Source organism: Mesorhizobium sp. M8A.F.Ca.ET.181.01.1.1, from assembly GCF_004792025.1.
Classification (GTDB): Bacteria; Pseudomonadota; Alphaproteobacteria; order Rhizobiales; family Rhizobiaceae; genus Mesorhizobium.
Map to the genome: position 1 here is coordinate 326,759 of NZ_SRTV01000007.1, position 23,832 is coordinate 350,590.

The 23,832-nt window shown below is 64.6% G+C and carries 27 protein-coding genes; 11 read left to right on the forward strand and 16 right to left on the reverse strand.

Annotated elements, in window-relative coordinates; translation table 11 throughout:
• Nucleotides 1-7 precede the first annotated feature (7 nt).
• Both EN824_RS24775 and EN824_RS24780 read left to right on the forward strand, forming a co-directional pair.
• Nucleotides 8-628, forward strand: a complete 621-nt coding sequence (locus EN824_RS24775; protein WP_127872811.1) for a pyridoxamine 5'-phosphate oxidase family protein — start codon at nt 8-10, stop codon at nt 626-628.
• 36 nt (nt 629-664) lie between these two features.
• Nucleotides 665-1,189, forward strand: a complete 525-nt coding sequence (locus EN824_RS24780; RefSeq protein WP_127872810.1) for an NADPH-dependent FMN reductase — start codon at nt 665-667, stop codon at nt 1,187-1,189.
• 288 nt (nt 1,190-1,477) lie between these two features.
• On the opposite strand, the gene EN824_RS24785 is transcribed toward EN824_RS24780, so the two are convergent.
• A complete protein-coding gene (locus EN824_RS24785) occupies nt 1,478-1,684 on the reverse strand; it encodes a 4-oxalocrotonate tautomerase family protein (protein ID WP_127280266.1) in 207 nt (68 codons plus the stop codon).
• A 162-nt stretch (nt 1,685-1,846) separates the two neighbouring features.
• Nucleotides 1,847-2,767 (reverse strand): SMP-30/gluconolactonase/LRE family protein, encoded by a 921-nt coding sequence (locus tag EN824_RS24790; protein WP_127872809.1) that lies wholly within the window; start codon nt 2,765-2,767, stop codon nt 1,847-1,849.
• Between the two features lie 250 nt (nt 2,768-3,017).
• Between EN824_RS24790 and EN824_RS24795 the strand changes: the two genes are divergently transcribed.
• Nucleotides 3,018-3,185, forward strand: a complete 168-nt coding sequence (locus EN824_RS24795; protein WP_127280268.1) for a hypothetical protein — start codon at nt 3,018-3,020, stop codon at nt 3,183-3,185.
• Nucleotides 3,186-3,428: 243 nt separating this feature from the next.
• On the opposite strand, the gene EN824_RS24800 is transcribed toward EN824_RS24795, so the two are convergent.
• From EN824_RS24800 to ccmA, 4 genes are all read right to left on the reverse strand, one after another.
• A complete protein-coding gene (locus EN824_RS24800) occupies nt 3,429-4,004 on the reverse strand; it encodes a DsbE family thiol:disulfide interchange protein (protein WP_135932792.1) in 576 nt (191 codons plus the stop codon).
• On the reverse strand, nt 4,001-4,174 hold the full coding sequence (gene ccmD, locus EN824_RS24805) for a heme exporter protein CcmD (protein WP_127280270.1): 174 nt from the start codon (nt 4,172-4,174) through the stop codon (nt 4,001-4,003). The genes EN824_RS24800 and ccmD overlap by 4 nt, the downstream gene beginning before the upstream one ends.
• A gap of 132 nt (nt 4,175-4,306) precedes the next feature.
• Nucleotides 4,307-4,972 carry a heme exporter protein CcmB gene (ccmB, locus tag EN824_RS24810; protein ID WP_127872807.1) on the reverse strand — a complete coding sequence of 222 codons (666 nt, stop codon included), beginning with the start codon at nt 4,970-4,972 and terminating at the stop codon, nt 4,307-4,309.
• 211 nt (nt 4,973-5,183) lie between these two features.
• Entirely contained in the window at nt 5,184-5,792 is a 609-nt protein-coding gene (ccmA, locus tag EN824_RS24820) for a heme ABC exporter ATP-binding protein CcmA (RefSeq protein ID WP_135932814.1), read from the reverse strand.
• 281 nt (nt 5,793-6,073) lie between these two features.
• Between ccmA and acnA the strand changes: the two genes are divergently transcribed.
• Nucleotides 6,074-8,764, forward strand: coding sequence for an aconitate hydratase AcnA (gene acnA, locus EN824_RS24825; protein WP_135932793.1), 2,691 nt, complete (start codon nt 6,074-6,076; stop codon nt 8,762-8,764).
• 388 nt (nt 8,765-9,152) lie between these two features.
• Nucleotides 9,153-9,968, forward strand: coding sequence for a thioredoxin family protein (locus EN824_RS24835; protein ID WP_127279203.1), 816 nt, complete (start codon nt 9,153-9,155; stop codon nt 9,966-9,968).
• Nucleotides 9,969-10,014: 46 nt separating this feature from the next.
• Here EN824_RS24835 and EN824_RS24840 read toward each other — a convergent pair whose 3' ends face one another.
• Genes EN824_RS24840 through EN824_RS24850 form a run of 3 tightly spaced genes read right to left on the reverse strand, consistent with a single transcriptional unit; the run spans nt 10,015 to nt 12,359 of the window.
• The gene (locus EN824_RS24840; RefSeq protein WP_135932794.1) at nt 10,015-11,400 is read right to left on the reverse strand and encodes an FAD-binding oxidoreductase; all 1,386 of its coding nucleotides are present in this window, start codon (nt 11,398-11,400) and stop codon (nt 10,015-10,017) included.
• A gap of 21 nt (nt 11,401-11,421) precedes the next feature.
• A complete protein-coding gene (locus EN824_RS24845; RefSeq protein ID WP_245521007.1) occupies nt 11,422-11,679 on the reverse strand; it encodes a TOBE domain-containing protein in 258 nt (85 codons plus the stop codon).
• 20 nt (nt 11,680-11,699) lie between these two features.
• Entirely contained in the window at nt 11,700-12,359 is a 660-nt protein-coding gene (locus EN824_RS24850) for an XRE family transcriptional regulator (RefSeq protein ID WP_135932795.1), read from the reverse strand.
• A gap of 529 nt (nt 12,360-12,888) precedes the next feature.
• Here EN824_RS24850 and EN824_RS24855 point away from each other — a divergent pair.
• Nucleotides 12,889-13,275, forward strand: a complete 387-nt coding sequence (locus EN824_RS24855) for a DUF2794 domain-containing protein (RefSeq protein ID WP_127279199.1) — start codon at nt 12,889-12,891, stop codon at nt 13,273-13,275.
• A 105-nt stretch (nt 13,276-13,380) separates the two neighbouring features.
• On the opposite strand, the gene EN824_RS24860 is transcribed toward EN824_RS24855, so the two are convergent.
• From EN824_RS24860 to EN824_RS24875, 4 genes are all read right to left on the reverse strand, one after another.
• Nucleotides 13,381-13,953 carry a GNAT family N-acetyltransferase gene (locus tag EN824_RS24860; RefSeq protein ID WP_127872800.1) on the reverse strand — a complete coding sequence of 191 codons (573 nt, stop codon included), beginning with the start codon at nt 13,951-13,953 and terminating at the stop codon, nt 13,381-13,383.
• A 103-nt stretch (nt 13,954-14,056) separates the two neighbouring features.
• Nucleotides 14,057-14,830 carry a Bax inhibitor-1/YccA family protein gene (locus EN824_RS24865; protein ID WP_135932796.1) on the reverse strand — a complete coding sequence of 258 codons (774 nt, stop codon included), beginning with the start codon at nt 14,828-14,830 and terminating at the stop codon, nt 14,057-14,059.
• 230 nt (nt 14,831-15,060) lie between these two features.
• Nucleotides 15,061-17,610 (reverse strand): ABC transporter permease, encoded by a 2,550-nt coding sequence (locus EN824_RS24870; RefSeq protein ID WP_135932797.1) that lies wholly within the window; start codon nt 17,608-17,610, stop codon nt 15,061-15,063.
• Entirely contained in the window at nt 17,610-18,305 is a 696-nt protein-coding gene (locus EN824_RS24875; RefSeq protein ID WP_135883781.1) for an ABC transporter ATP-binding protein, read from the reverse strand. Before EN824_RS24875 ends, EN824_RS24870 begins: the two co-directional genes overlap by 1 nt.
• An 85-nt stretch (nt 18,306-18,390) precedes the next feature.
• On the opposite strand from EN824_RS24875, the gene EN824_RS24880 reads away from it, so the two are divergent.
• Nucleotides 18,391-19,035, forward strand: coding sequence for an arylesterase (locus EN824_RS24880; protein WP_135930002.1), 645 nt, complete (start codon nt 18,391-18,393; stop codon nt 19,033-19,035).
• A 128-nt stretch (nt 19,036-19,163) separates the two neighbouring features.
• The gene (thpR, locus tag EN824_RS24885) at nt 19,164-19,760 is read left to right on the forward strand and encodes an RNA 2',3'-cyclic phosphodiesterase (protein ID WP_135883779.1); all 597 of its coding nucleotides are present in this window, start codon (nt 19,164-19,166) and stop codon (nt 19,758-19,760) included.
• Here thpR and EN824_RS24890 read toward each other — a convergent pair.
• Nucleotides 19,664-20,182 carry a low molecular weight protein-tyrosine-phosphatase gene (locus EN824_RS24890; RefSeq protein ID WP_135932798.1) on the reverse strand — a complete coding sequence of 173 codons (519 nt, stop codon included), beginning with the start codon at nt 20,180-20,182 and terminating at the stop codon, nt 19,664-19,666. The two genes, thpR and EN824_RS24890, sit on opposite strands and share 97 nt — an antisense overlap.
• Nucleotides 20,183-20,238: 56 nt before the next feature.
• Here EN824_RS24890 and EN824_RS24895 point away from each other — a divergent pair, with 56 nt between their 5' ends.
• From EN824_RS24895 to EN824_RS24905, 3 genes are all read left to right on the forward strand, one after another.
• Nucleotides 20,239-20,535 (forward strand): 4a-hydroxytetrahydrobiopterin dehydratase, encoded by a 297-nt coding sequence (locus tag EN824_RS24895; RefSeq protein WP_127278703.1) that lies wholly within the window; start codon nt 20,239-20,241, stop codon nt 20,533-20,535.
• Nucleotides 20,536-20,673: 138 nt separating this feature from the next.
• Nucleotides 20,674-21,036: a YkvA family protein gene (locus tag EN824_RS24900; RefSeq protein ID WP_127278702.1), complete on the forward strand. Its 363-nt coding sequence runs from the start codon at nt 20,674-20,676 to the stop codon at nt 21,034-21,036.
• A gap of 271 nt (nt 21,037-21,307) precedes the next feature.
• On the forward strand, nt 21,308-21,811 hold the full coding sequence (locus EN824_RS24905) for an invasion associated locus B family protein (RefSeq protein ID WP_127278701.1): 504 nt from the start codon (nt 21,308-21,310) through the stop codon (nt 21,809-21,811).
• Nucleotides 21,812-21,865: 54 nt separating this feature from the next.
• On the opposite strand, the gene EN824_RS24910 is transcribed toward EN824_RS24905, so the two are convergent.
• Entirely contained in the window at nt 21,866-23,221 is a 1,356-nt protein-coding gene (locus tag EN824_RS24910; RefSeq protein WP_135932799.1) for a chloride channel protein, read from the reverse strand.
• A gap of 208 nt (nt 23,222-23,429) precedes the next feature.
• Nucleotides 23,430-23,729, reverse strand: a complete 300-nt coding sequence (locus EN824_RS24915) for a hypothetical protein (RefSeq protein WP_135863461.1) — start codon at nt 23,727-23,729, stop codon at nt 23,430-23,432.
• Between the last annotated feature and the right edge of the window lie 103 nt (nt 23,730-23,832).

Here is a 23,832-nt window from a genome sequence, read left to right on the forward strand (position 1 = left end):
GAGAGCCATGGAATTCGTCACCACCCAGGAAGAGCTGCGGACGATCTACAAGACGCCGCGCCCGACCGATGGTTCGATCCGCAAGGAATTGAAGGCGCTCGACGGCCATTGCCGCTCCTTCATCGGCAAGAGCCCGTTCGTGCTGATCGGCTCGTCCGATGGCGAAGGCAATGCCGACGTTACCCCGAAAGGCGACAAGCCCGGCTTCACCGCCATTCTCGACGAGAATACGATCGCCATTCCCGACCGGCCCGGCAACAACCGGCTGGATACGCTGGAGAACATCCTGCGCAATCCCTCGGTCGGGCTGCTCTTCCTCATCCCGGGCATGAACGAGACGCTGCGCCTCAATGGCGAAGCCCGCATCACCGTGGATGCCACTTTGCGCGAGCGCCTCGCGGTCGACGGCAAGGAGCCGCAAAGCGTCATCGTGGTCGCCGTCAAGGCCGCCTACATGCATTGCGCCAAGGCCTTCATGCGCTCCGATCTGTGGAAGCCCGAGAGCTGGTACGACCGTGCCACGCTGCCGACGCTCGGCCAGATCCTGCGCGATCAACTGGCATTGGCCGATTCGGCCGAGGCGACCGACCGCTGGCTGGACGACGAGTACAAGCAGACGATGTGGTAGGGTTTTCGGCCCACGATTCGCCCGGACCTATCCATCTTGCTCCACCTTCTTGCCATCTCAGGCAGCCTGCGGGCGGCCTCCACCAATTCGGCCCTGGTCGCGGCACTGGCGCTGAACGCGCCCGAGGGCTGTCGTATCACCGTCTATGACGGACTTCGCGGCCTGCCGATCTTCAACCCCGACGACGAGGGCGAGCGAACACCGGGCGAAGCCTCCGACCTGATCGACGCCGTCACCCGCGCCGACGGCGTCATCGTCTCCTGCCCCGAATATGCGCATGGCGTGCCGGGCGGACTGAAGAACGCGCTCGACTGGCTGGTCTCGCGCGACGCCGCCGTCGACAAGCCGGCCATGCTGGCCCACGCCTCGCCGCGTTCGCTCTATGCCCGAGCCGCTTTGGCCGAGATCATGCGGACCATGTCGTTCGCGCTGCATGATGGTGGGTTGGAGATCGCCCTGCTCGGGAAGAAGCCAGCGGAGATGGAGGCCATTTTGGCTGAGCCGGAAAAGGTGCTGGCAATGCGCAATGCGCTGTCCGGTTTCGCAGATTTCATACGCTAGCCTTGATCCTTTAGCGGCCAACCATGCGACTTCGTCATTCTAGGGCGGAGCAAGGAGCGCAGCGACGCGGCGCAGACCCTAGAATCCATGCCGTGACATTTGCCAAAGAATGCAGCGGTTCAGAACAGGCACCCCGACGTGGCTAGTACACTGACCGTATCACAGACGGAAACTGCACCGCCGCGACGTTCGAAAGGTCCGGCATGGATCCTAGGGTCTCCGCGACGTCGCTTCGCGACTGCTTCGCCCTAGGATGACGAAGTGGAAAGGACTTCGCCTTCCTTCGATCTACCCCTTCCGCAAGGTCTCGACATCGGTCTTACCGACATACCAGTCGCGGGCGTTGACCTCTTCGAACACCACCCAGACGTCGTCATTGCCGAGTCCGGTGGCGTCCATGATGGCCGCCGTGACTTTTCTGGCGATGTCAGCCTTCTTGCCTGCCGGATCGGCGGCGATCACTTCCTTGACGATGCGGATGTTGACGAATGGCATGACGTCCTCCCATTGATTTGTGCCTGATACCATCGGCGGACTGCTTCGAACTCCGCTCCGGCGGAGCAAATAATGGCGGCTGCGGAAGCCGCGGCGAAGCGGGTGCCGCGGCTATCCGCAGAAGCGCCAACAAGGGCCGCCAGAGAAAAGTTGCGAGCAGCCTCAAAAAGTCTTGGCCCCATTCACCATCAGCCGCACCGAATAGAGCGAGGTGGTGCCGGCGATGTAGAGGCAGTTCAGCTTGGTGCCGCCGAACACGCAATTGGCGGTCACCTCCGGCACCTTGACCTTGCCGATCAGCGTGCCGTCCGGATCGTAGCAGTGGATGCCGTCGGCAGCGCTGGTCCAGATGCGTCCGTCGGCGTCGAGCCGGAACCCGTCGAATAGGCCTGATGTGCAGTCGGCGAAGACCTTGCCGCCGGAAACCTTCTTGCCGTGCTTGCCGACGTTGAACACCCGCATATGCGCCGGGTTCTCAGCGCCATGCGTGCGGCCGGTGTCGACGACATAGAGCAGGCTTTCGTCGAGCGAGAAGGCAAGCCCGTTCGGCCTGACCATGTCGGTGATCACGGCCTCGACCTCGCCCGTGTCGGGATCCACCCGGTAGACGTTGCAGGCGCCGATCTCGCTCTCGGCCTTGTCGCCCTCATAGTCGGTGTCGATGCCGTAGCTGGGGTCGGTGAACCAGACCGAGCCGTCGGATTTCACCACCGCGTCGTTGGGCGAGTTCAGCCGCTTGCCCTTCCATTTGGCGGCGATGGTGGTGACCGAGCCATCATGCTCGGTGCGGCTGACGCGGCGGCCCGAATGCTCGCAGGTGACGAGCCGGCCCTGCCGGTCGACGGTGTTGCCGTTGGAATTGCCCGAGGGCTGGCGGAACACGCTGACGCTGCCGTCGGTTTCGTCATAACGCAGCATGCGGTTGTTCGGAATGTCCGACCACACGACATAGCGGCCGGCGGCGAACCAGGCCGGCCCTTCGGCCCAGCGGCAGCCGGTGAACAGTTTCTCCACTTGCGCGCTGCCATTGAACAGGCGCGCGAAACGCGGATCGAGAATTTCGTAATAGTCTGCGGCCGCCATGCATTTCCTCCCGGCATCACGTGACGCCGGATCAAGCCAGCCCGCGATCGATCTGGCAAGACGGGGTATCAGCAATTTGTAAGACAAAACGGCGGGACGTTCCTTAGGACGCCATTAACCGGCTATGCGCGCAGTGCAATGGTGCATTGCAACATCTTCTTTTTGCAATGCACCATTACTATGTCATGCTCCGTATCGATCAAGGGAGGAAGAACCCGCCGCGAGAATGCGGCACAGAAGGAACCTTGCTATGATCTTGAATGACCTGATGACCCGCGCTCGCAGCAGCATCGCCAAGCGCAAGCACTACAACCGCCTCGTCGCCGAAATCGACAGCTTCTCCAGCCGCGACCTCGCCGACATGCGCGCCGACCGCTCGGAAATGCTCTACCAGATCCACAAGCAGATCTACGGCTGAGCCCCACCGCGTTTCGTCATCCTCGGGCTTGACCCGAGGATCCATGCCGCGACTTCAAACGAAGCATGCAGCGGCTCGGAATAGCGGTTCTATCAGCGGCGAAGAGTCCCTTATCCTGATCCGCCTTGCCTGTCACTAATATCACGGCATGGATCCCTTGGGCTGCAAAGCAGCTCCAGGGGTCTGCGCCGCGTCGCTTCGCTCCTTGCTTCGCCCTAGGATGACGAAGGCGAGTTGGAGTTGTCAGTTCGGTACGCCCAGCGCTTTTTCAATCTGTGGCAGCAAGAGATCCCTCGCCGACTCCGCCGTCAGCGGGCCGACATGCTTGTAGGCTATCTTGCCATCCTTGCCGATGACGAAGGTTTCCGGCACGCCATAGACGCCCCAGTCGATCGCCGTGCGGCCGGCTTCGTCGACGCCGATCGCCTGGAACGGATTGCCGAGGTCGCCGAGGAAGCGGCGGGCGTTTTCCGGCCGGTCCTTGTAATTCAGCGCCGCCATCGTGAACCGCTTGTCCTGCGCCAGCGCCAACAGAACCGGGTGCTCTTCCCGGCACGGCGCGCACCACGACGCAAAGACGTTGACCAGAGTGACCTTGCCGGCGAAGGCTTTCGAATCGAGCCCCGGCAGGTTTGACCCCTCCAGCGCCGGCAGACTGGTCTGCGGCGCCGGCAGGCCGATGAGCGCCGATGGCACTTCCGAGACATCGCGTCCCGACAGAAGCTGCGACAGGAACAGGCCGGCCAGGCCGAGGAAAACCAGCAGCGGCAAGAACACGAACAGGCGGCGACGCGTCCGCGTTTCGATTTCGCTGCTCACGGCTTTCCCGCCCCGGTCTTGTCGGAGCGCCGCCGCACCCCGGCCGCCTCGAGTTCGGCGAGTTCGCGCTTGCGTGCCCGCTGGTCAAGCAGGATCCAGCCGATCAGCCCGGCCAGCACGATCGCGGTGATGGCATAGGCGGCGGTGACGTAGAGTGCGTGCGGGCTCATGCCGGCCGCCTCCCTGGCATGCCGCTCGCCAACCCGGTCCGTTCGCTGCGCTCGCTCATGCCTTCCCTTAACCTCGCGCCACGGGCCGCGCAATCTGCCGCCGCGCCGCAGCCTCTGCCGCTCGCGGCCGCCTCAATCCGTGCCATGGCGCAGCGCCAGCGCCGCGGCCACGGGGCCCAGCACCGCAAGAAACAACGTCAGCGCGGCAAGAATGAGGAAAGGCTGCAGGAACGGATCGGGATTCGCCGTTGCCCCGTAGCTTGCCGAAACACCGAAGATCAACACCGGAATGGTCAGCGGCAGCACCAACACCGAGATCAACAGCCCGCCGCGCGGCAGCGCCACCGCCACCGCGGCGCCGACGGCGCCGATGAAGGTGATGGCCGGCGTGCCGACCAGAAGCGTCAGTGCCGTGGCGCCGATGGCGACCGGTTCCATGTTCATGAACAGGCCGAGCAGGGGCGCGGCGACCACCAGCGGCAAGACGCTTCCCGCCCAATGCGCGACGCATTTCACCAGCACCGTCAGCGCCAGCATGTGCCGGTCGTGGCCGAGCACCAGCAGATCGAGCGCGCCGTCCTCGCGGTCGGCCTGGAACAGCCGGTCGAGGCCGAGCAGGCAGGCAAGCAAGGCGCCGATCCACAGGATCGCAGGGCCGATGCGGGCCAAGAGCTTGAGGTCCGGCCCGACCCCGAAGGGGATGGTGGCGATGACGGCAAGGAAGAAGATAACGCCGGTCAACGCGCCACCGCCGGCACGGATATTGAGGCGGATGTCGCGGGCTAAGAGGGACCACATTACGATGTGGTCCCCGGTTGAAGAAGGCGTTCCGTCACGCCCCCCTCTGGCCTGCCGGACATCTCCCCCACGAGGGGGGAGATCAGCCGTCGGTTCGGCTTTCGCCAATCACTAGCGTCGCCAAGATGAGCGAGGCGCCGAAGCCACCAATCTCCCCCCTCGTGGGGGAGATGGCTGGCAGGCCAGAGGGGGGCGCCGTAGAGCACGGAAATCAATGGCCTACCCTCATTTGCAGCTCGCGCGCCCCTTCCAACCCCAGCGGCAGATGCGTCGCCGCGACTATCATCCCGCCTTCCGCGCAATACTCCTGCATCAACCCCGCGAACCTTCCCTCCGAAGCCTTGTCCAGGCCCGCCGTCGGCTCGTCCAGCAGCCACAGCGGCCTATGGCTGACCAAAAGCTTGGCGATCGCCGCGCGGCGCCTTTGCCCGGTCGAGAGATAGCCGAACGGCAAATGACCGATGCCGCCCAGCCCGACCGTTTCCAGCGCCTCCTCGACACCGAGCCGGCCTTCGCCATGGAACTCCCGCCAGAAGCGCAAATTCTCCGCCACGCTCAGCGCCGTCTTCATTGCATTCTGATGGCCGAGATAGTGGCAGGCCGACGCGATCGACGGGAATGCGTCGCCGCCGCCTTCGAGCAGCAGGCGGCCTGCGGCTTTCGGCAGTAGCCCGGCGACCACCCTGAGCAAGGTCGATTTGCCCGAGCCGTTCGGCCCGGTGACGACCAACGCCTGCCCCGCCTCCAACGCAAACCCGATGCCGGAAAACACCGCCTCGCCGCCGCGCTCGCCGCCCAGATTTTCGGCGATCAGCCGCATCCCTTGCCTGTCCCTCGAACGAAGCGGCACGGCCGCTGCCGCATCGCACAAATTTGCTTTGCAACTGTCTAGAACTATTCCAGAAAATTCTCTATATGCGGGTCATCCGTGCCAGCGGTCGGCACGGGAACAGAATTAGCGCCGAACCAGCGCACGCGCCGCCTTGAACGGCTCGGGTTGCTTGGGAGCGGACAGCGGAAATGGCCGTACCCGCACCTTTGCGCGTGATTGCATGCCATCGGCGTCCGTTCCCTTTCAGGCTGAACAGACAAGGATCGCACGTGTCAAAATCCCTCGACAGTTTCAATTGCCGCCGCACGCTGAAAGCGGGCGACGCCGAGTATGTCTATTTCGACCTCGTCGAGGCCGAGAAGAACGGCCTCACCGGCATTGCCCAGCTGCCCTATTCGATGAAGGTGCTGCTGGAAAACCTGCTGCGCAACGAGGATGGCCGCTCCGTCACCAAGGAATCGATCCAGGCGGTGGCCGGCTGGCTGACCGACAAGGGCACCGCCGGCGTCGAGATCGCCTACCGCCCGGCCCGCGTCTTGATGCAGGATTTCACCGGCGTCCCGGCCGTGGTCGATCTCGCCGCCATGCGCGACGCCATGGCCTCGCTCGGCGGCGATCCGCAGAAGATCAACCCGCTGGTCCCGGTCGACCTCGTCATCGACCATTCCGTCATCGTCGACGAGTTCGGCACGCCGATGGCCTTCGCCCGCAATGTCGAACTCGAATATGAGCGCAACGAAGAGCGCTACAAATTCCTGAAATGGGGCCAGCAGGCGTTCCGCAACTTCCGCGTCGTGCCGCCCGGCACCGGCATCTGCCACCAGGTCAACCTCGAATATCTCGGCCAGGTCGTGTGGACCAGCACCGAGGACGGCGAAACCACAGCCTATCCCGACACCTGCGTCGGCACCGATTCGCACACCACCATGATCAACGGCCTTGGCGTGCTCGGCTGGGGCGTCGGCGGCATCGAGGCCGAGGCGGCCATGCTCGGCCAGCCGGTTTCCATGCTGTTGCCCGAAGTCATCGGCTTCCGCCTCACCGGCAAGCTCAAGGAGGGCGTCACCGCCACCGACCTCGTGCTCACCGTCACCCAGATGCTGCGCAAGAAGGGCGTCGTCGGCAAGTTCGTCGAGTTCTTCGGGCCCGGTCTGTCCAACATGACGCTGGCCGACCGCGCCACCATCGGCAACATGGCGCCCGAATACGGCGCCACCTGCGGTTTCTTCCCGGTCGATTCGGAAACCATCCGCTACCTCACAATGTCGGGCCGCAGCGAGGACCGCATCGCCTTGGTCGAGGCCTATTCCAAGGCGCAAGGCATGTGGCGCGAGGCCGGTTCCGCCGATCCGGTCTTCACCGACCTGCTCGAACTGGAACTCGACAGCGTCGTGCCGTCCATGGCCGGCCCCAAGCGCCCGGAAGGCCGTGTGGCGCTCGAAGGCATTCCGGCCGGCTTCGCCAAGGCGATGGACACCGAGTACAAGAAGGCGGCGGAAATCTCCAAGCGCTACGCCGTTGAAGGCACCGACCATGACCTCGGCCATGGCGACGTCGTCATCGCCGCCATCACGTCGTGCACCAACACCTCGAATCCGAGCGTGCTGATCGGCGCCGGCTTGCTTGCCCGCAACGCCAACCGCCTCGGTTTGAAGCAGAAGCCGTGGGTAAAAACCTCGCTGGCCCCCGGCAGTCAGGTGGTGGCCGAATATCTGGAAAAGTCGGGCCTGCAGAAGGAGCTCGACCAGATCGGCTTCAACCTGGTGGGCTTCGGCTGCACCACCTGTATCGGCAATTCCGGCCCGCTGCCGGCGCCGATCTCCAAGACCATCAACGACAAAGGCCTGATCGCTGCCGCCGTGCTCTCCGGCAACCGCAACTTCGAAGGTCGCGTCTCTCCCGACGTGCAGGCGAACTACCTCGCCTCGCCACCGCTGGTCGTGGCCCACGCGCTCGCCGGCACCGTCACCAAGGACCTGACATCAGAGCCGCTCGGCGACGACAAGAATGGCAATCCGATTTATCTCAAGGATATCTGGCCAAGCTCGGCCGAGATCCAGGAGTTCATCGAGAAGAACGTCACCCGCGAGCTGTTCGCCCGCAAATATGCCGACGTCTTCAAGGGCGACGAGTACTGGCAGAACGTCAAGGCGCCGGAAGGCCAGACCTATGCCTGGGACAACAATTCGACCTATGTGCAGAACCCGCCCTACTTCGCCGGCATGACATCAGGTTTCGGCAAGATCGGCGACATCAAGGGCGCCCGCGTGCTCGGCCTGTTCGGCGACAAGATCACCACCGATCACATCTCGCCCGCCGGGTCGATCAAGGCCGCCTCGCCGGCCGGCAAATACCTCACCGACCATGGCGTCGGCGTCGCCGACTTCAACCAGTACGGCACGCGGCGCGGCAACCATGAGGTGATGATGCGCGGCACCTTCGCCAACATCCGCATCCGCAACCACATGCTGGGCGAGAATGGCCGCGAGGGCGGTTACACCATCCACTATCCCACGAAGGAAGAGGAATCGATCTACGACGCGGCGATGGAATACAAGAAGGAAGGCGTGCCGCTGGTCATCTTCGCCGGCGTCGAATACGGCAACGGCTCGTCGCGCGACTGGGCGGCCAAGGGCACGAACCTGCTTGGTGTCCGCGCCGTCATCGCCCAGTCCTTCGAGCGCATCCACCGCTCGAACCTGGTCGGCATGGGCGTCATCCCCTTCGTCTTCGAGGAAGGCACCTCCTGGGCCTCGCTCAACCTCAAGGGCGACGAGCTGGTCGAGATCGATGGCTTGAGCGCCATCAAGCCGCGCCAGACGATGACCGCCAAGATCACCTATGGCGACGGCACGGTGAAGAACGTGCCGATCATCTGCCGCATCGATACGCTGGATGAGCTCGACTACTTCAAGAACGGCGGCATCCTGCAATACGTGCTGCGCGATCTGGCAGCGTAGAAAGTAGGGGAGTAGGGAACTAGCTGGGGATGGGTAACCTACTCCCCTACTCCCCTACTCCCCTACTCCCCTACTCCCCTACTCCCCTACTCCCCCGTCCTGCGGCGATGAAGGCAAGGTTCGTCAAAGCATTGACCGGCTCGGACCAAAGTCCACGGCCGGTTCGCTCGCAATAGAGATCGACGGGGGTGAGGAGAACCTGCCACATGGGGATGATGCCGCCGCCGAATCGAACCACGCCCTGAAATGCAGTGGCTTCCCCTATTGCGGCCTTACCCCACGGTTGCAGCGGTAAAATTTCACCGCAACGTGACTTCCCGTTGACTTCCCGTTCTGCCACATATTTCGGCAAAGCAGAACAAAGCCGGCATCACCGGCGGGAATTGGAATGGTCATGGCCTCGCGACGATCATTGTGGCTGGCAGCCTTCGCGCTGGCCTTCCCGGCTTTTGCCGGCGCTGGCCATGCCGGCGAGACCGAGAGGGCCCAGGCAGACAAGCCCCAGCTGGAGAAGCCGCTCGGCGTGGTTGAGCTTTTCACCAGCCAGGGCTGCAGTTCCTGTCCGCCGGCCGATGCCTTCTTCGCCGAACTTGCTGTCCAGGAAGACCTCGTCGCGCTCTCCTATCACGTCGACTATTGGGACTATCTCGGCTGGCGGGACACGCTGAGCCACAAAGAGAATACCGAGCGCCAGAACGACTATATGCGCGCCTTCGGCAGCCGCTCCGTGTACACGCCGCAAGCGGTCATCAATGGCCGTGTCCACGTCAACGGCGCCAACCGCGGCGAAGTCGACGGCGCGCTTGCCCGCATGGCGCGGGGCGGCGAAGGCATGCGCGTCGCTATCAAGGTCAGCCGGACCAGCGACCGCGTGATCATAGACGCCGGCGATGCCGGGGCGGGCCCCAGCGACGCCCATGTCGTCATCGTCTATTTCGAGCCTCCGCAGACGGTCAAGATCGCCGAGGGTGAGAACTCCGGCCGCAAGATGACCTACTGGAACGCGGTGACCGGGATCCAGACCGCCGGCATGTGGCACGGCAAGGCGCAGCGCTACGAATTGCCGCTGAGCGAGATCACCAAGAAGGGCGGTTGCGCCGTGCTTCTGCAGTCGGTCGGCAAGGATGGCCTGCCAGGTCCCATCCTGGGTGCGGCTTTCATTCACAAGCCCGGATCCGAGACCTCCCTCGATCGAAAACTGTAACGTCACGCGGTTCGGCGCGGTTCCAGACGGAAACCGCTGCACATCGTCAGTGCCCGGTCAGGCGATCGGCAAAGGCCGCAAGGCGTGAGGTCCGGCCCAGGCCGTTTGCTTCACGCCGGTCGGCGATGCGATAGAGCTGGTACATGGTGTGCACACCGAGCCAGCGCAGCGGTTCCGGCTCCCATTTCTTGACCGTACGGTTGACCCAGGGCAGCCGGGTCAACTCGGTGTCGTGGCCGAGCACCAGGTCGCACAAGGTGCGGCCCGACAGGTTGGAGCTCGACACACCGAGCCCGACATAGCCGCCGGCCCAGCCAATGCCGCTTTCCCTATCGAAACCCGAAGTCGTGCACCAGTCGCGCGGCACGCCGAGCGTGCCGCACCAGGCATGGTCGAGACGCGCGCCCTTGGTCTGCGGCAACAGCCTGGTCAGCACCTCCTGCAGCTGGTCGATGGTCGCCTGCTGGGTCCGGCCCCGCACATCGGTGCGTGAACCGAAGCGGTAGGGCACGCCGCGGCCACCCATGGCGATGCGGCCTTCGCGCGTGCGCTGCGCGTAGCAATAGGTGTGGGCGGCATCGCCCAGCACCTCGTAGCCGTTCCAGCCGATCGCGTCCCAGAGCTTCTGCGGCAGCTTCTCCGTCACCACGATGGCGCTGTTGAGCGGCAGCCAGAGACGCTCATAGCCGGGAATGCCCGCCGTGAAGCCTTCGGTGGCGCGGACGATCTTCTGCGCCCGCACGATGCCCCTGGTGGTGGTGACCTTGCCCTTCTCGATCGCCAGCACCTGTGTCTGCTCGTAGATCGGCACGCCGAGCCGCACGACCGCCGCCGCCAGACCCTGGACCAGCTTGGCCGGCTGCACGCGCGCGACGTTGCGCACGACGAAAGCACTCAGCACCTTGTCGATGGCAATGCGCTGGCGCGCCTCCCGCGCGTCGAGGAAGGCCAGCCGCTCCGGCGGCATCTCCCAGCTCAGCAGCTCCTCGTATTCGGCCCTGGCGCGCTGCAATTGCGCGGCGTTGGTGGCGACGGTGATGTTGTCGACACGGCGGATATCGGCGTCGATGCCCTCGGCTTCCGTCACCGCGATCACCTCGTCGACCGTGCCGAACATGGCGCGCTGCATGTCGATCACGGCGCCACGCGACGAGGTTTTTGCGTATTTCTCGCGCGACCAGCTGAAGCCGCCCGACAGCCAGCCGCCATTGCGGCCCGAAGCGCCGAAGCCGGCGAACTCCTTCTCGACGATGGCGATGCGCAGCGCGGGCTGCGCCTTCTTCAGATAGTAGGCGGTCCACAGGCCGGTGTAGCCGGCGCCGACGATACAGACATCGGCCTCGATGTCGCCGGGCAGGGACGGGCGATAGGCCGGCACGCCGCCGATATCGGCATACCAGAACGACACGTCGCCATTGTGCTTGGCTTGCATTTTTTGAAATCCGTTCCGAAATCAGGTGAGCGTAAGGTCGGCCTTGTCGTCATCGGCGAGCAGCTTCACGTCGCTGCCGGCGAACAGCACATCGACCTCGTCGCCGATGGCAAAACTGTCTGCTTCCAGCGTCGAGCGCACGATCGCTTTCGAGCCGTCGGCCAGATCGACCTCGTATTTGGAGCCCGAACCGAGGTAGATCGCTTCGCCGATGCGCCCCGTGAGCCGGTTGCGGCCGTCACCGGCAACGCCGCGACGGGCGAGCGCCAGTTTTTCCATTGCAGAACTCGCATGTGTTTTCATTCACCCGGACGCGAGCGGTTTCCGGACCTGTATTGATCGAGTTCGAACGCGCCGGCGGTCGGCGGGGCGATGATCCACAGCACCTCCGCCGGCGTGTCGCCGATATTGACCGTGCGATGCGGCACCGAGGTTGCGTATTCGACGCTGTCGCCTTCGTGCATGACGTGGCGCTCATCGGCGAGTGTCAGTTCAACGGTGCCCTTGAGCACCATGAACATTTCGTGCTCGCCGCTATGGGCATAGGTCTCGTCGCCGGTCGAGCCGCCCACCTCGAAATGGCCGGCATAGGCCTCGAATTGGTGGATCGGCCGCCGCGACAGGAGCATCTTGCGGCCGTACCTGCCGACCGGGACGACCGGCCGTTCCTCACGCCGCAGGACCTTGTGCAAGGGGCGGGCATTGTCCTCGAACAGATCGTTGATGCCAAGGTCTAGAGCGCCGGCGATCTTGAGCAGCGTGCCGGTGTTGGCGCCGCATAGATTGCGCTCGAGCTGGCTGATGAAGCTCGCCGTCGTGCCGGTCATGTCGGCGAGCTGGCGCAGCGAGACGCGCCGTGCCGTGCGCAACGCCTTGATGCGAGGGCCGACGCCGCCCGCCTCCGGCGCGGCCGCTACACCATCCAACTGTTTTGCCGTGGAGTCCGATGCGCGTGGCATTGCTGTCTCCGTTCCACTTAACACCCTATTAAGTGAGACGGCAGATGGCAAGCAGGGTCGGCGGAATTGAGTCGCGATGTGAGGGCTGGCTGCTTCGAGCCTGCGCCGGCTTCCCACGCTCGCCACGGTCCGGGTTGAAAAAAGGTCCAAAAACGAAAAAACCGACGTCAGCTTGCTCTGACGCCGGTCATTTAGGTTTTGGGATCGTCGCACCTGGTTTTTCCGAGGAAAAGACCGAGGTTGGTTCGATCCGACGCAGACCCGTGGGCGGGGGGCTTGGGGTTTACGAGCCGGTGCCGGACCGAACCGTCTCAGGCAACGCCGGTAAATTCGTCGGACATTGGGGCATGAGCGCGGATAAAAAAAGGCAGAAATGTGGCGAAGCATCACCAATTCCAACATGCGTTTCACAAACGTGACTGGACGCGACGGAAACGGCGCACCGCCGCCTCCGCTTCGCCGGCTCTTGCAATTGCGGTGCGAAGGGGCCAACTTTGGTTGGCAAAGATTCATTTTGAGGGATCGAGGCATGACTGATGACGGCGGCGGGATGGGGGATGGAGACGCATCCGCAATATTGATCCCGCTACACGAGGCGCGACGTGAACGCCTCGACCAGCCGGTCCGCTTCGACCGGCGTGAACTGGATCTGATCCTGAGGCTCTACGGACGCATGGTCGCCGCCAATGAATGGCGCGACTACGCCATCGATCATCTCACCGACCGCGCCGTCTTTTCCGTCTTTCGCCGCGCCAGCGAAGTGCCGCTGTTCCAGATCGTCAAGGATCCGAAACTGGCACGCAAACAGGGCGCCTTCGCCGTCATCGCGGCGGGCGGCCGTATCCTCAAACGCGGCCAGGAGCTTGGCCGCGTGCTTGGCGTCTTCGATCCGAAGCTGAAGGTGGTCGAGGCGTGAAGGGGAACTGAGGAATTGAAGAAATGAGGAATTGGAGAAAAGAGCGCTAAGCGCCTGACATTTCTCCAGTTCTTCAATTCCTCAATTCTTCAATTCCCATTCTTCTCATTTCCCTCCGAGCCTGAACCTCCGCTCCGGCAGCGAATCCGGATCGGGCGCGACCAATGCCCCGCCGTTCAGCGATAGCTGCATGAACACCGTGTCCAGCCAGCGCCCATGCTTATAGCCGGAGCCTTCGAGGCGGCCGGAATGGCGAAAGCCGAGCTTCTCGTGCAACCTGACCGAGGCGCTGTCGGCGCGGCCGTCGCCGATCACCGCGACGATCTGGCGAAAGCCCGCCGCCTCGACCGCGGCGACCAGGCTTTGCATCAGCTTGAGACCGACGCCCTGGCCCTTGGCGTCAGGCGCGACATAGACCGAATCCTCGACGATGAAGCGATAGGCCGGGCGCGGCCGGAAGGGGCCGGCATAGGCATAGCCGAGCACGGCGCCGTCCTTCTCCGCCACCAGATAGGGAAAGCCGCCGGCCGCGAGCGTGGCGAATCGCGTCCCCATCTCGGCACGGCTGGGCGGCTCCAGTTCATAGCTCGCCGTGCCGTTGGCGACCGCGTCGGCATAGATTTCGGTGATGGCGTCGAGGTCGGCCGGGGTCGCCGGCCTGATCACGATGTTGCTCATTCTTTATGCAAACCTCTTTTGTGCCTTCAACAACAGCAGAGGCCCGCACAAAAGAAAAGGGCGGCCATTGGACCGCCCTTGCGAAAGTGATGGTCCAATACCCTTAGCGACGGTCGCCCATGAACTGGAGCAGGAACATGAACAGGTTGATGAAGTCGAGGTAGAGCGACAGCGCGCCCATGATCGCCTTGCGGCCGGCGACATCGGACGCGTCGCCTTCGAAATACATTTCCTTGATCTTCTGCGTGTCGTAGGCGGTGAGGCCGGCGAACACCAGCACGCCGATCGCCGATACGGCGAAGGTGAGCGCCGACGACTGCAGGAAGATGTTGATCACCGAGGCGATGATGATGCCGAACACGCCCATGATCAGGAACGAGCCCATCGCCGACAGGTCGCGCTTGGTGGTGTAGCCGAACAGCGACAGCGCCCCGAAAGCGGCGGCGGTGGCGAAGAAGGTCTGCGAGATGCTTGCCGTGGTGTATACCAGGAAGATCGAAGACAGCGACAGGCCGACCAAGCCGGCATAGACCCAGAAGGTCGTCTGCGCGGCGGCGACGCTCATCGACCGGATCCTGAACGACAGGAAGAACACGGCGGCCAGCGGGGCCAGCATGACAACCCAGCGCAGCGGCGAACCGAAGATCGCGTAGCCGAACGAGGTCAGCATCTCGCCGCTCGGCAGCGTCGCGACGGCCGAGGCCGGGTCGGTGGTGGTGGCCAGCATGATCGTGCCGATGGCGGCGAGGCCGGTGATGAGCAGACCGAGCCCCATCAGATTGTAGACCTTGATCATATACGCGCGCAGACCCTGGTCGATGTCGGCACGGATGCCGGGCACCGCCGACGTCTGATAATTGCGAATGGGATCAGCCATTGGAAATCCTCTGTTGCTTCTGCCCCGTCCGGTGTCGGGCCTCTTGCGGACCCAGGCGCCGCTGGCGGGGCTCCAGCATGCCTGCGCGGAATATGATGGTTCTTGGCGTCAAGAACAAGTCCGTAACCTGTTGTAACGGTTCGTGACAGGCTAAAATGCCGCTTCGCCGGCCGTTTCGGACGGTATTCTTACCAAGATTTAACCCGGGGCAGGCGCGCCGGACCGGCGAATCAGAGGTTGCGCAGCACGGGCGCCGCCTTGTGGCCGAGCACCCGCCAGGTGCCGGCAAGGCCGATGCCGACCGTGATCACCAGCGAAAAGGCGATCGTGGCGACCGCGACCTCCGGCATGAAATGCGACGGCAAGGCCATGATGCGCGCGACGATGTACCAGGCGGCTGCACCGCCGGCGGCGAGCGCGAAGATGGCGGTGGCGAGCCCGATCAGCATGTATTCCAGCGAGAAGGCCGATATCAGCGTCGTGCGCGTCGCGCCGAGCGTTTTCAGCACCACTGCGTCGTGGATGCGCGCCCGGTTGCCGGCGGCAAGCGCGCCGGCAAGCACCAGAACCGAGGCGATCAGCGCCACGCCGGCCGCCGCCCGGATCGCCGTGCCGAGCTGGCCGACCAGCCGGTTGACGATCTCGAGCGCGTCCTTGACCCGCACCGTCGTCACGGCCGGAAAAGCGCGGGTGACGGCGTTGAGGACGCGCGCGTCATCGGCCGTCGACGCGCTCTTTTCTGTGAGCGTCGCTATCCAGCCATGTGGGGCGCCCGCGAATGTGTTGGGCGAAAACACCATGACGAAGTTGATGCCCATCGTCTCCCATTCGACCTGGCGGAAATTGGCGATCCGGGCCGTGACGTTGCGGCCAAGCACATTGACGGTGACGGTGTCGCCGAGCTTCAGCCCGATTTCCTTGCCTTCCTTGTCGGAAAACGAAACCAGCGGCTCGCCGGCATAATTGTCCGGCCACCATTTGCCCTCGGTCAGCGTCGTGTTTTCCGGCTGCCTGGCGTCATAGGTCAAGCCGCGATCGCCCTTCAGCACCCAGGCGCCCTCGGCCGGCACCTTGACCCTGTCGACATCGACGCCGTTGAGCGCCATCACCCGGCCACGCAGCATCGGCACCCTGGCCAGCGCTCCCCGCGGCGCCTCCTTTGCGATCAGCGCGGAGAAGGCATCGACCTCGCTGCCCTGGATGTCGACGAAGAAGAAGTTGGGCGCCCGCGCCGGCAGGTTGCCGGAGATCTGGCGCCTGAGATTCCCGTCGATCAGCGCCAGCGTCACCAGGAGTGTCAGTCCAAGCCCCAGCGACAGCACCACGGACGGCGTCAGCGCACCGGGCCGGTGGATGTTGCCGATGGCGAGCCTGAGCGCGACAAAGCGCACGCGCGGACTTTTCCTGGCTGCCCATTGCACCAGCGCGCCGACGAGACGCAGCACCAGGAAAGCAAAGAGCGTGGCGCCGACGAAGATCGAGGCGATGCGCTGGTCGCCCGAAAACAGGATCGCCAGCGCCGCCAGGAAAAGCGCGATGCCGAGCGCGCAGACGACATAGACGGCGCGCGGCAGGCCGCGGCCTTCCAGCCCCATCTCCCGGAACAGCGCGGTCGCCGGCACATCACGGGCGCGGCCGAGCGGCAGCAGCGCGAAAGCGAGCGTCACCAGCAGGCCGAACAGGGCCGCCATGGCGAGCGCGCCGGGATAGAAGCCGCCTCGCGCCGGCACCGGAATGACGGACTGCAGGGCCGCACTTGCGGCAAAGGGCATCAGCGCACCCAGCACCAGGCCGGCGCCGATGCCGATCAGGGCGATGATCAGGATCTGCACGAGGTAGACGGCAAAGACGAAGCCGCCGGATGCCCCCAGGCTCTTGAAAGTGGCGATGACGCCGCGCTTGCCGTCGAGATAGGCACGCACCGCGTTGGCGACGCCGACGCCGCCGACCACCAGCGCGGTGAGCCCTACCAGCGTCAGGAACTGCGAGAAGCGTTCGATGTTGGAAGACAACGCCGGGGCGGCATTGCCGCGCGTGCGGATCGACCAGCCGGCCTCCGGAAAATCCCTGGCCGCCTGGTCCTGGATGGCCTTGAGCCGCGCCTCGTCGGCATCGGCGGGCAGCCGGACCTTGTAGGCATTCTCGACCAGGCTGCCCGGCTGGATCAGCCCTGTGTCGGTCAGGCCCTCTGTCGAGATCATCAGCCTTGGCGCGAAGCCGAAGCCGTCGGAGACCGCGTCGGGCTCGGTCACCAGCCTGGCGCGCAGTTCGAAGATGGCGGTGCCGAGCTTCAGCCGGTCGCCGATCTTGAGATGCAGCCGTTCGAACAGAAGGTCGGGTGCCGCAGCGCCGAAAACGCCGAACTGCCCGCCGAACAGTTCCTGCTTCGTCAGCGCCGGTTCGGTTTCCAGCGCGCCATAGAGCGGATAGGCATCGTCGACCGCCTTGGCCTCGACCAGCGCCTGGTCGGATCCGTCGGCCAGGCGCGCCATCGAGCGCATGCCGGCGGTGTGCGAAACGACGCCCAGCCCGTCGAGAAAGCCAAGTTCGGCCTGGCTGGCGTCGCGCTGGTTGATCTGGAAGCGAAGGTCGCCGCCAAGCAGCGTCTGGCCCTGATCGGCGACACCGGCGGTGATGGAGCGGGCCACCGAATTGACGCCGCCGATGGCCGCGACGCCGAGTGCTATGCAGGCGAGGAAGATGAGAAACCCGGACAGGCCGCCGCGCATCTCGCGCAGCGAGAAACGGATGGCGAGCTTCAATGTCCGCGCCAGCGGCATCAGGCAATGACCTTGATCGGCGCCGGCGCTTCGATCCTGCCGGAGCGCATCGACACCTGGCGCGAACAGCGCGCCGCGAGCGCCGGATCATGGGTGACCAACACCAGCGTCATGCCGCGCTCGGCCGCCTTGGCAAACAGCAGGTCGGCGACCTGCCGCCCCGTCGCCTGGTCGAGATTGCCGGTCGGCTCGTCGGCGATCAGGATGCGCGGCGATGGCGCCAGCGCCCGCGCGATCGCCACGCGCTGCTGCTCGCCACCGGAGAGCTCGCCGGGGTAGTGGGTGACGCGGTCGCTGAGGCCCACGGCCGCCAGTTCCCGCTCCGCCACCGAAAACGGATCCGCGTGGCCGGCCAATTCCAGCGGCACCGCGACATTTTCGAGCGCCGTCATGTTGGGGATAAGGTGGAAGGACTGAAACACGATGCCAATGTTTCGGCCACGAAACGAAGCGATTTGATCCTCGGTCTTGCCGTTGAGCAGTTCGCCGGCGATTCGTACCGTACCCGAATCGACCCGCTCCAGCCCTGCCAGAACCATCAGCAATGTGGACTTGCCGGACCCCGACGGGCCGACGATACCAGTCGCCTCGCCGCGCGCCACCTCGAGGCTGACGCCCTTCAGCACATGGACGGACGAAGCGCCTTCGCCGAGTGTCAGGGATACATCTTTCAGCGCGATGACGGCTTCTGTCAAAATGAAAGCGTCCTATATGGGGAGGGAGGCTCTGCCTGTCGCAAGCCATCGCCGGAAGAATTCTCTGTCATATGGGGCTTGCCGCATGTCTTTCAAACGCCGCTTTGCCGCAGGCCTGATCGTTTTCCTCGCCATTTGCGGCGCCATTTCGTCGGCGCGCGCCGAGCCATTCAAGATCGTCGGCTTCGGTGACAGCCTGATGGCGGGGTTCGGTCTTGGCCCGGGCCAGGGTTTTACAGACAAATTGCAGGCCGCCCTTCGCGCCAGGGGCCACGACGTCACCGTCGCCGATGCCGGCGTCTCCGGCGACACCTCCAGCGGCGGCCTGGCGCGGCTCGACTGGTCGGTGCCCGACGGCACGCAACTGGTGATCCTCGAACTCGGTGCCAACGACATGCTGCGCGGCGTTTCGCCCGACATCACCCGGAAGAACCTTGACGCCATGCTGGGCAAGCTCAAGGAGCGCAAGATCGCCGTGCTCCTGGCCGGCATGCGCGCCGCGCCCAATCTCGGCGCCGACTACCAGAACGCCTTCGACGCCATCTTTCCGGACCTGGCCGGCAAATACGCTGTGCCGCTCTACCCGTTCTTCCTCGAGGGCGTCGCCGGCCAGCCCACCCTGCAGCTCGAGGATGGGCTGCATCCGAACGCCGGGGGTGTCGACCTGATGGTCGAGCGCATCCTGCCGACGGTCGAGAAGGCCATCGCCGCGGCCCCGGGAGGGTCGTGAGGCCGCCAGGAATCGCTTTCCGTTAGGGAAGTTTTTAGCAATGACTGTGACCAATAAACCTCTTGCTCGATCAGGCTATCGATGATTCGCTACAGGTGACAGTTCGATTCGAGGAAGGGAGGCTCTTCATGCCGCGTCTTTTCACCGCCCTCGAAATTCCGCGTGACGCTGCCCTTTCGCTGTCCCTGCTCCGGGGCGGCCTGCCCGGGGCCCGCTGGATCGATGTCGAAAACTACCATCTGACGCTGCGCTTCATCGGCGATGTCGAGGGTCATGTCGCCGACGAGATCGCCAACGCGCTGGACCGGGTGCACCGCCCGTCCTTCTCGCTGACGCTGTCGGGTGTCGGCGCTTTCGGCCAGAAGAAGCCGCACGCCGTGTGGGCCGGCGTCGCCCCATCACCGGATCTGAGCGCCCTGCAGGGCGAGATCGACCGCATCTGCCAGCGGCTCGGCTTGGCCGCCGATCCGCGCAAGTTCACGCCGCACATCACCCTGGCGAGGCTGCGCAATTCGAGCCCGCTCGACGTCGCCCAATATCTGTCGGCGCGCGGCAATTTCTCGACGCTGCCCTTCCGCATCGGCCGCTTCGTGCTGATGTCGTCGCGCGATTCGGTCGGCGGCGGCCCCTATATCGTCGAGGAAGCCTGGCCGCTGTCAGGCGTCGATACCCGCGCCGCCAGCCGTGTCGCCAGCGCCTCGGACGCCTCGCGGATCATGCGGTAGACCGAAGCAAACGCTTCCTGGTCCTCATAATAGGGATCCGGCACATCGCGCGGCTCTCCCTCGGCGAATTCCAGAAACAGGTGGACGCGGTCGCGCACCGCCGCCGGCGCCAGCGCCTTCAGATCGGCGACGTTGGACCGGTCCATGCCGAGGATCAGGTCGAAGCGGTGAAAATCCGCCGGTGTGATCCTGCGCGCCCGCTGCCGCGAGATGTCGATACCCTGGCGCACCGCGACCGCGATCGAGCGCGGATCCGGGGCGGAGCCGACCTCCCAGCCGCTGGTGGCGGCCGAGTCGAGCACCATATCCCTGCCGTATCCGCGCTCCGCCAGCACGGCGCGAAGGACGCCTTCGGCCAGAGGCGACCGGCAGATGTTGCCGAGGCAGACGAAAAGAATGGAATTTATGGGCTTCGCGATCATGGATCCGGCGCTATGGTGGCGACTTCAGCGCATGCGCAATAGCACGGGAAGCGGACATGACGAGAGAGAAACTGGGCAGGGAAGCCGCCGAAGCAGCGCTGACTGGACTTGACGGCTGGGCGCTGGCACAGGACGGCGCCTCGATCGGCCGCACCTTTACCTTCAATAATTTCTCCGAGGCCTTCGCCTTCATGACCCGCGTCGCGCTCGCCGCCGAGAAGATGGACCATCATCCCGACTGGTCGAATGTCTACAAGACGGTCGACGTGACCTTGAACACGCATGACGCTGGCGGCGTGACGGCGCTCGATATCGAGCTGGCCAAGAAGATGAACCGCTATTTCGGCGGCTGAACACCGGCTGTCCATGCTCTGGGCCGGGCGCGGACCCGCCAAATCGGCACCGGCATCTTGCAGCCGGGTCCGGCTTTCACCACATTTTGATCCGCGAGCATGCGCCAGTCCGCGCATGGGACCCGCAAGGAGAGATTGATGGCGCAACAACCCGGTTTTGACTTTTTCGGCTTTGGCGACAGGCTGGGCGGCGAGGGCGAAGTGCGCGAAAAGTTCTGGCGCACGGCCAAGAAGGCCGCGCGGCAGATTCCGTTCATGGAAGACGTCGTCGCCGCCTATTACTGCGCCATGGACAAGAACACGCCGCTTCGCGCCAAGGGCATATTGGTGGCCGCGCTCGGCTATTTCGTCCTGCCGGTCGACCTCATCCCCGACTTCATCTTCGGTCTCGGCTTCACCGACGACATCGCCGTGCTGACCGCCGCGATCACCGCCGTCAGCGCCCATATCACGCCCGCGCACCGGCAGGCCGCCAAGGACGCCATCGCCGACAAGGGCTAAAGTCCCGCCGCGTCGGCCCGGCTACTGGATCGGGCGTTCAGCGGCGCGTCAAAAGTCAAACTCTTGCCGTTTTCGTGGCCTCCAAGTCACCAAAGGGACGCCGTGCCGGCCGCTGACAAGGCGGCGGCGCGGAAATGGCGGCGGTTTCCTGGGGTGAGGGTCCTTTTCTCTTGGGAACTTCACCGTTTGGTAACCCAGATTAAATCAAAATGAACCGACGGCAGGACGCCATGCGGCCCGCCTCCGCACCATTTGGAATACGGGAAAAACGATGCGCGGATTGATTGCACTAGTTTCGAGCCTGGTCCTGGCCGCCTCGGCAGCGCCGGCGCTGGCGCAGCAGGCGACCAAGATCGGCCAGCACAATGCCTGGGGCACCTACAGTTACCAGGCGTCGGGCGGCAAGGTCTGCTACGTGCTGACCGTGCCGACCGACAAGCAGCCGCCGACGCTCGACCATGGCGACATGTTCTTCTTCGTCAGCCAGCGGCCCGGCCAGCAGGTATCCTATGAGCCGCAGTTCATCGCCGGCTACAATTTCCAGGAAGGCTCCAAGGCCACCGTCACCATCGACAAGAAGACCTTCTCGATGTTCACGCGCGGAAAATCGGCCTGGGTCGAGAACGCCGCCGAGGAGCCGGTGCTGATCGCGGCGATGAAGACCGGCACCGACATGAAGGTGTCGGCGAAATCGGGCCGCGGCAATCCCACGAACTATGTCTTCTCGCTGAAGGGTATTTCGGCGGCGCTGTCCTCGATCGCCAAGTGCAAATAGGCTATCTTCGTTTTTGAACCAAGGCCGGGCCGCAACGCCCGGCTTTTTGCTTTTTCAGCCCAGGCCTGATTCCGGTGCGGCCTCCGCCCGCCGCCGCCGGATTGCCTCGGCGATGAAGACCCGCGACAGCGCGTGATAGAGCGGCTCGTGCGAAATCAGGCGCGCCGTGCCGTAGCCCAGCATCGAGGCCAGCATCAGGCCGATGACATTGTCGTGATTGCCGGTCATTTCGAGGATGATGACGAAGGCCGTCATCGGCGCCTGCACGACCCCGGCGAAATAGCCGGCCATGCCGAGCAGCGCCGCGACGCCGGCGCTGCTGCCGAACACCAGGCCGAGCGAACTGCCGATGCCGGCGCCGACCGCCAGCGAGGGCGCGAAGATACCGCCAGGAATTCCTGAAATCATCGATAGCAGGCCGGCAGCGAATTTCCCGGCAAAGAAGAACCAGGGCAGGGGCGTGCCTTCGACGGCGCTGCGCGCCTGCACGTAGCCGGTGCCGAAGGTCAGCCCGCCCGAGACGATGCCGATCACCGCCACGGCCAGCCCGCAGACGGCCGCCACCAGCAGCGCGCGCCACATCGGCTGCAGCGCGTTCCAGCGCCGGATGCGCCGCGTCGCCTTCAGCGCCAGCAACGAGAACAGGGCGCCAAAGCCGCCGCCGATGACGCCGCAGACGATCACCAGCGGCCAGTCGGCGGCAAACGAGATCGTGTCCTTGGACACGCCGAAATAGGTGTAGTTGCCGAGCACGCCAAGCGAGGCGAGGCCGGCCAGGATGACCGCCGTCAGCACCAGCCCGTTGGTGCGCGCCTCATAGGTGCGGCCCATCTCCTCGATGGCGAAGACGATGCCGGCAAGCGGCGTGTTGAACGCGGCGGCGATGCCGGCGGCCGATCCGGCCAGGATCAGGCCGCGCGCCTGCGCCATGCCGCCCCAGCGTGCCGCCTGCAGCATCAGCGACGCGCCGACCTGCACGGTCGGCCCTTCGCGGCCGATGGAAGCGCCGCAGAACAGGCCGACCAGCGTGAGGGCTATCTTGCCCGCCACCAGCCGCAGCGACAGGATATGGCTGCGGTCATCATCGTCGCGCAGATGCCGGGCGGCGATCGCTTGCGGAATGCCGCTGCCTTGCGAGCCCGGAAAGAAGGCGTGCGCCAGCCATGCGCACAGGACAAAGCCGAGCGGCGTGATCGCCAGCGGCAGATAGAAACGCCAGCCGCCATCATTGCCGATCACCGCATGGAACAGCGCCTGTGCCTTGTCGGCCAGCACGGCAAACAACACGCTGATCAGGCCGATCGAGATCGCACCCGCCCAGAACACCAGGCGCGGCTGCCAGACACGCCGCGATGCCCACATGGCGCGCGAACGCCGCAGCATGGGATGTCTTCGCGATTGGCCGGCCATGTCTGTCCTCGTGGGGAAACCCCAGCCGTAACACAGGCACGATGCCAATCAAGCAATAGTCTGATGATCGGACCGGGACCAAAGGGCCGCGATGTTGGGCGTCCGCTCGCGGGCATGGTTCACAAAGCGCATAAGCCCCCGTTCCATCGAAGTGAGAACTGCCCGTCCCGCCGGCCTCCAAGCCGGCGGGCAAGTGCTCGCGAGATCGTCACATGGCCATCTTTTCACATTCGGCCTGGGCCTTCTTGGTCGACGTATCGATCATGTAGGCCTTACCCTTGGCGTCGGTCATCATCATCATGCAGTGCTTGATGGGCTTGGCCATTTTCATCATGTCGGCGCTCATCTTCGCGTCCGGCATCATGGTGCCCATGTGCCCGTCCGGCATGATCGCCGTCACCTGGCCACCTTTCATCATGGTCATGGTGCCCATCGTATCCTCGGCAAACGCCTGCGAGGCGCAAAGAGCGGCGACGCCGGCAATGACGGCGAGTTTGATCGATTTCATTCTGCATACTCCCATTGTGCGGGGGCACAGTTGCCCCATTTCAGGGTTCGCCGATGGCTCGCCAGCCGTTACGCCGACACGAATATGTGATCGATCGCGCGCC

Bases quoted from the DNA above. Each gene is read 5' to 3' on its own strand.
- EN824_RS24890 (WP_135932798.1), bottom strand. From the start codon at position 20,182: ATGATCGCGAAGCCCATAAATTCCATTCTTTTCGTCTGCCTCGGCAAC.
- EN824_RS24915 (WP_135863461.1), bottom strand. From the start codon at position 23,729: ATGAAATCGATCAAACTCGCCGTCATTGCCGGCGTCGCCGCTCTTTGC.
- EN824_RS24880 (WP_135930002.1), top strand. From the start codon at position 18,391: ATGTCTTTCAAACGCCGCTTTGCCGCAGGCCTGATCGTTTTCCTCGCC.
- ccmD (WP_127280270.1), bottom strand. From the start codon at position 4,174: ATGAGCCCGCACGCACTCTACGTCACCGCCGCCTATGCCATCACCGCG.
- EN824_RS24850 (WP_135932795.1), bottom strand. From the start codon at position 12,359: ATGCCACGCGCATCGGACTCCACGGCAAAACAGTTGGATGGTGTAGCG.
- EN824_RS24835 (WP_127279203.1), top strand. From the start codon at position 9,153: ATGGTCATGGCCTCGCGACGATCATTGTGGCTGGCAGCCTTCGCGCTG.
- EN824_RS24775 (WP_127872811.1), top strand. From the start codon at position 8: ATGGAATTCGTCACCACCCAGGAAGAGCTGCGGACGATCTACAAGACG.
- ccmB (WP_127872807.1), bottom strand. From the start codon at position 4,972: ATGTGGTCCCTCTTAGCCCGCGACATCCGCCTCAATATCCGTGCCGGC.
- EN824_RS24845 (WP_245521007.1), bottom strand. From the start codon at position 11,679: ATGGAAAAACTGGCGCTCGCCCGTCGCGGCGTTGCCGGTGACGGCCGC.
- EN824_RS24855 (WP_127279199.1), top strand. From the start codon at position 12,889: ATGACTGATGACGGCGGCGGGATGGGGGATGGAGACGCATCCGCAATA.
- EN824_RS24910 (WP_135932799.1), bottom strand. From the start codon at position 23,221: ATGGCCGGCCAATCGCGAAGACATCCCATGCTGCGGCGTTCGCGCGCC.
- EN824_RS24785 (WP_127280266.1), bottom strand. From the start codon at position 1,684: ATGCCATTCGTCAACATCCGCATCGTCAAGGAAGTGATCGCCGCCGAT.
- EN824_RS24865 (WP_135932796.1), bottom strand. From the start codon at position 14,830: ATGGCTGATCCCATTCGCAATTATCAGACGTCGGCGGTGCCCGGCATC.
- EN824_RS24905 (WP_127278701.1), top strand. From the start codon at position 21,308: ATGCGCGGATTGATTGCACTAGTTTCGAGCCTGGTCCTGGCCGCCTCG.
- EN824_RS24840 (WP_135932794.1), bottom strand. From the start codon at position 11,400: ATGCAAGCCAAGCACAATGGCGACGTGTCGTTCTGGTATGCCGATATC.
- EN824_RS24900 (WP_127278702.1), top strand. From the start codon at position 20,674: ATGGCGCAACAACCCGGTTTTGACTTTTTCGGCTTTGGCGACAGGCTG.
- EN824_RS24790 (WP_127872809.1), bottom strand. From the start codon at position 2,767: ATGGCGGCCGCAGACTATTACGAAATTCTCGATCCGCGTTTCGCGCGC.
- EN824_RS24870 (WP_135932797.1), bottom strand. From the start codon at position 17,610: ATGCCGCTGGCGCGGACATTGAAGCTCGCCATCCGTTTCTCGCTGCGC.
- ccmA (WP_135932814.1), bottom strand. From the start codon at position 5,792: ATGCGGCTGATCGCCGAAAATCTGGGCGGCGAGCGCGGCGGCGAGGCG.
- EN824_RS24795 (WP_127280268.1), top strand. From the start codon at position 3,018: ATGATCTTGAATGACCTGATGACCCGCGCTCGCAGCAGCATCGCCAAG.
- EN824_RS24895 (WP_127278703.1), top strand. From the start codon at position 20,239: ATGACGAGAGAGAAACTGGGCAGGGAAGCCGCCGAAGCAGCGCTGACT.
- thpR (WP_135883779.1), top strand. From the start codon at position 19,164: ATGCCGCGTCTTTTCACCGCCCTCGAAATTCCGCGTGACGCTGCCCTT.
- EN824_RS24860 (WP_127872800.1), bottom strand. From the start codon at position 13,953: ATGAGCAACATCGTGATCAGGCCGGCGACCCCGGCCGACCTCGACGCC.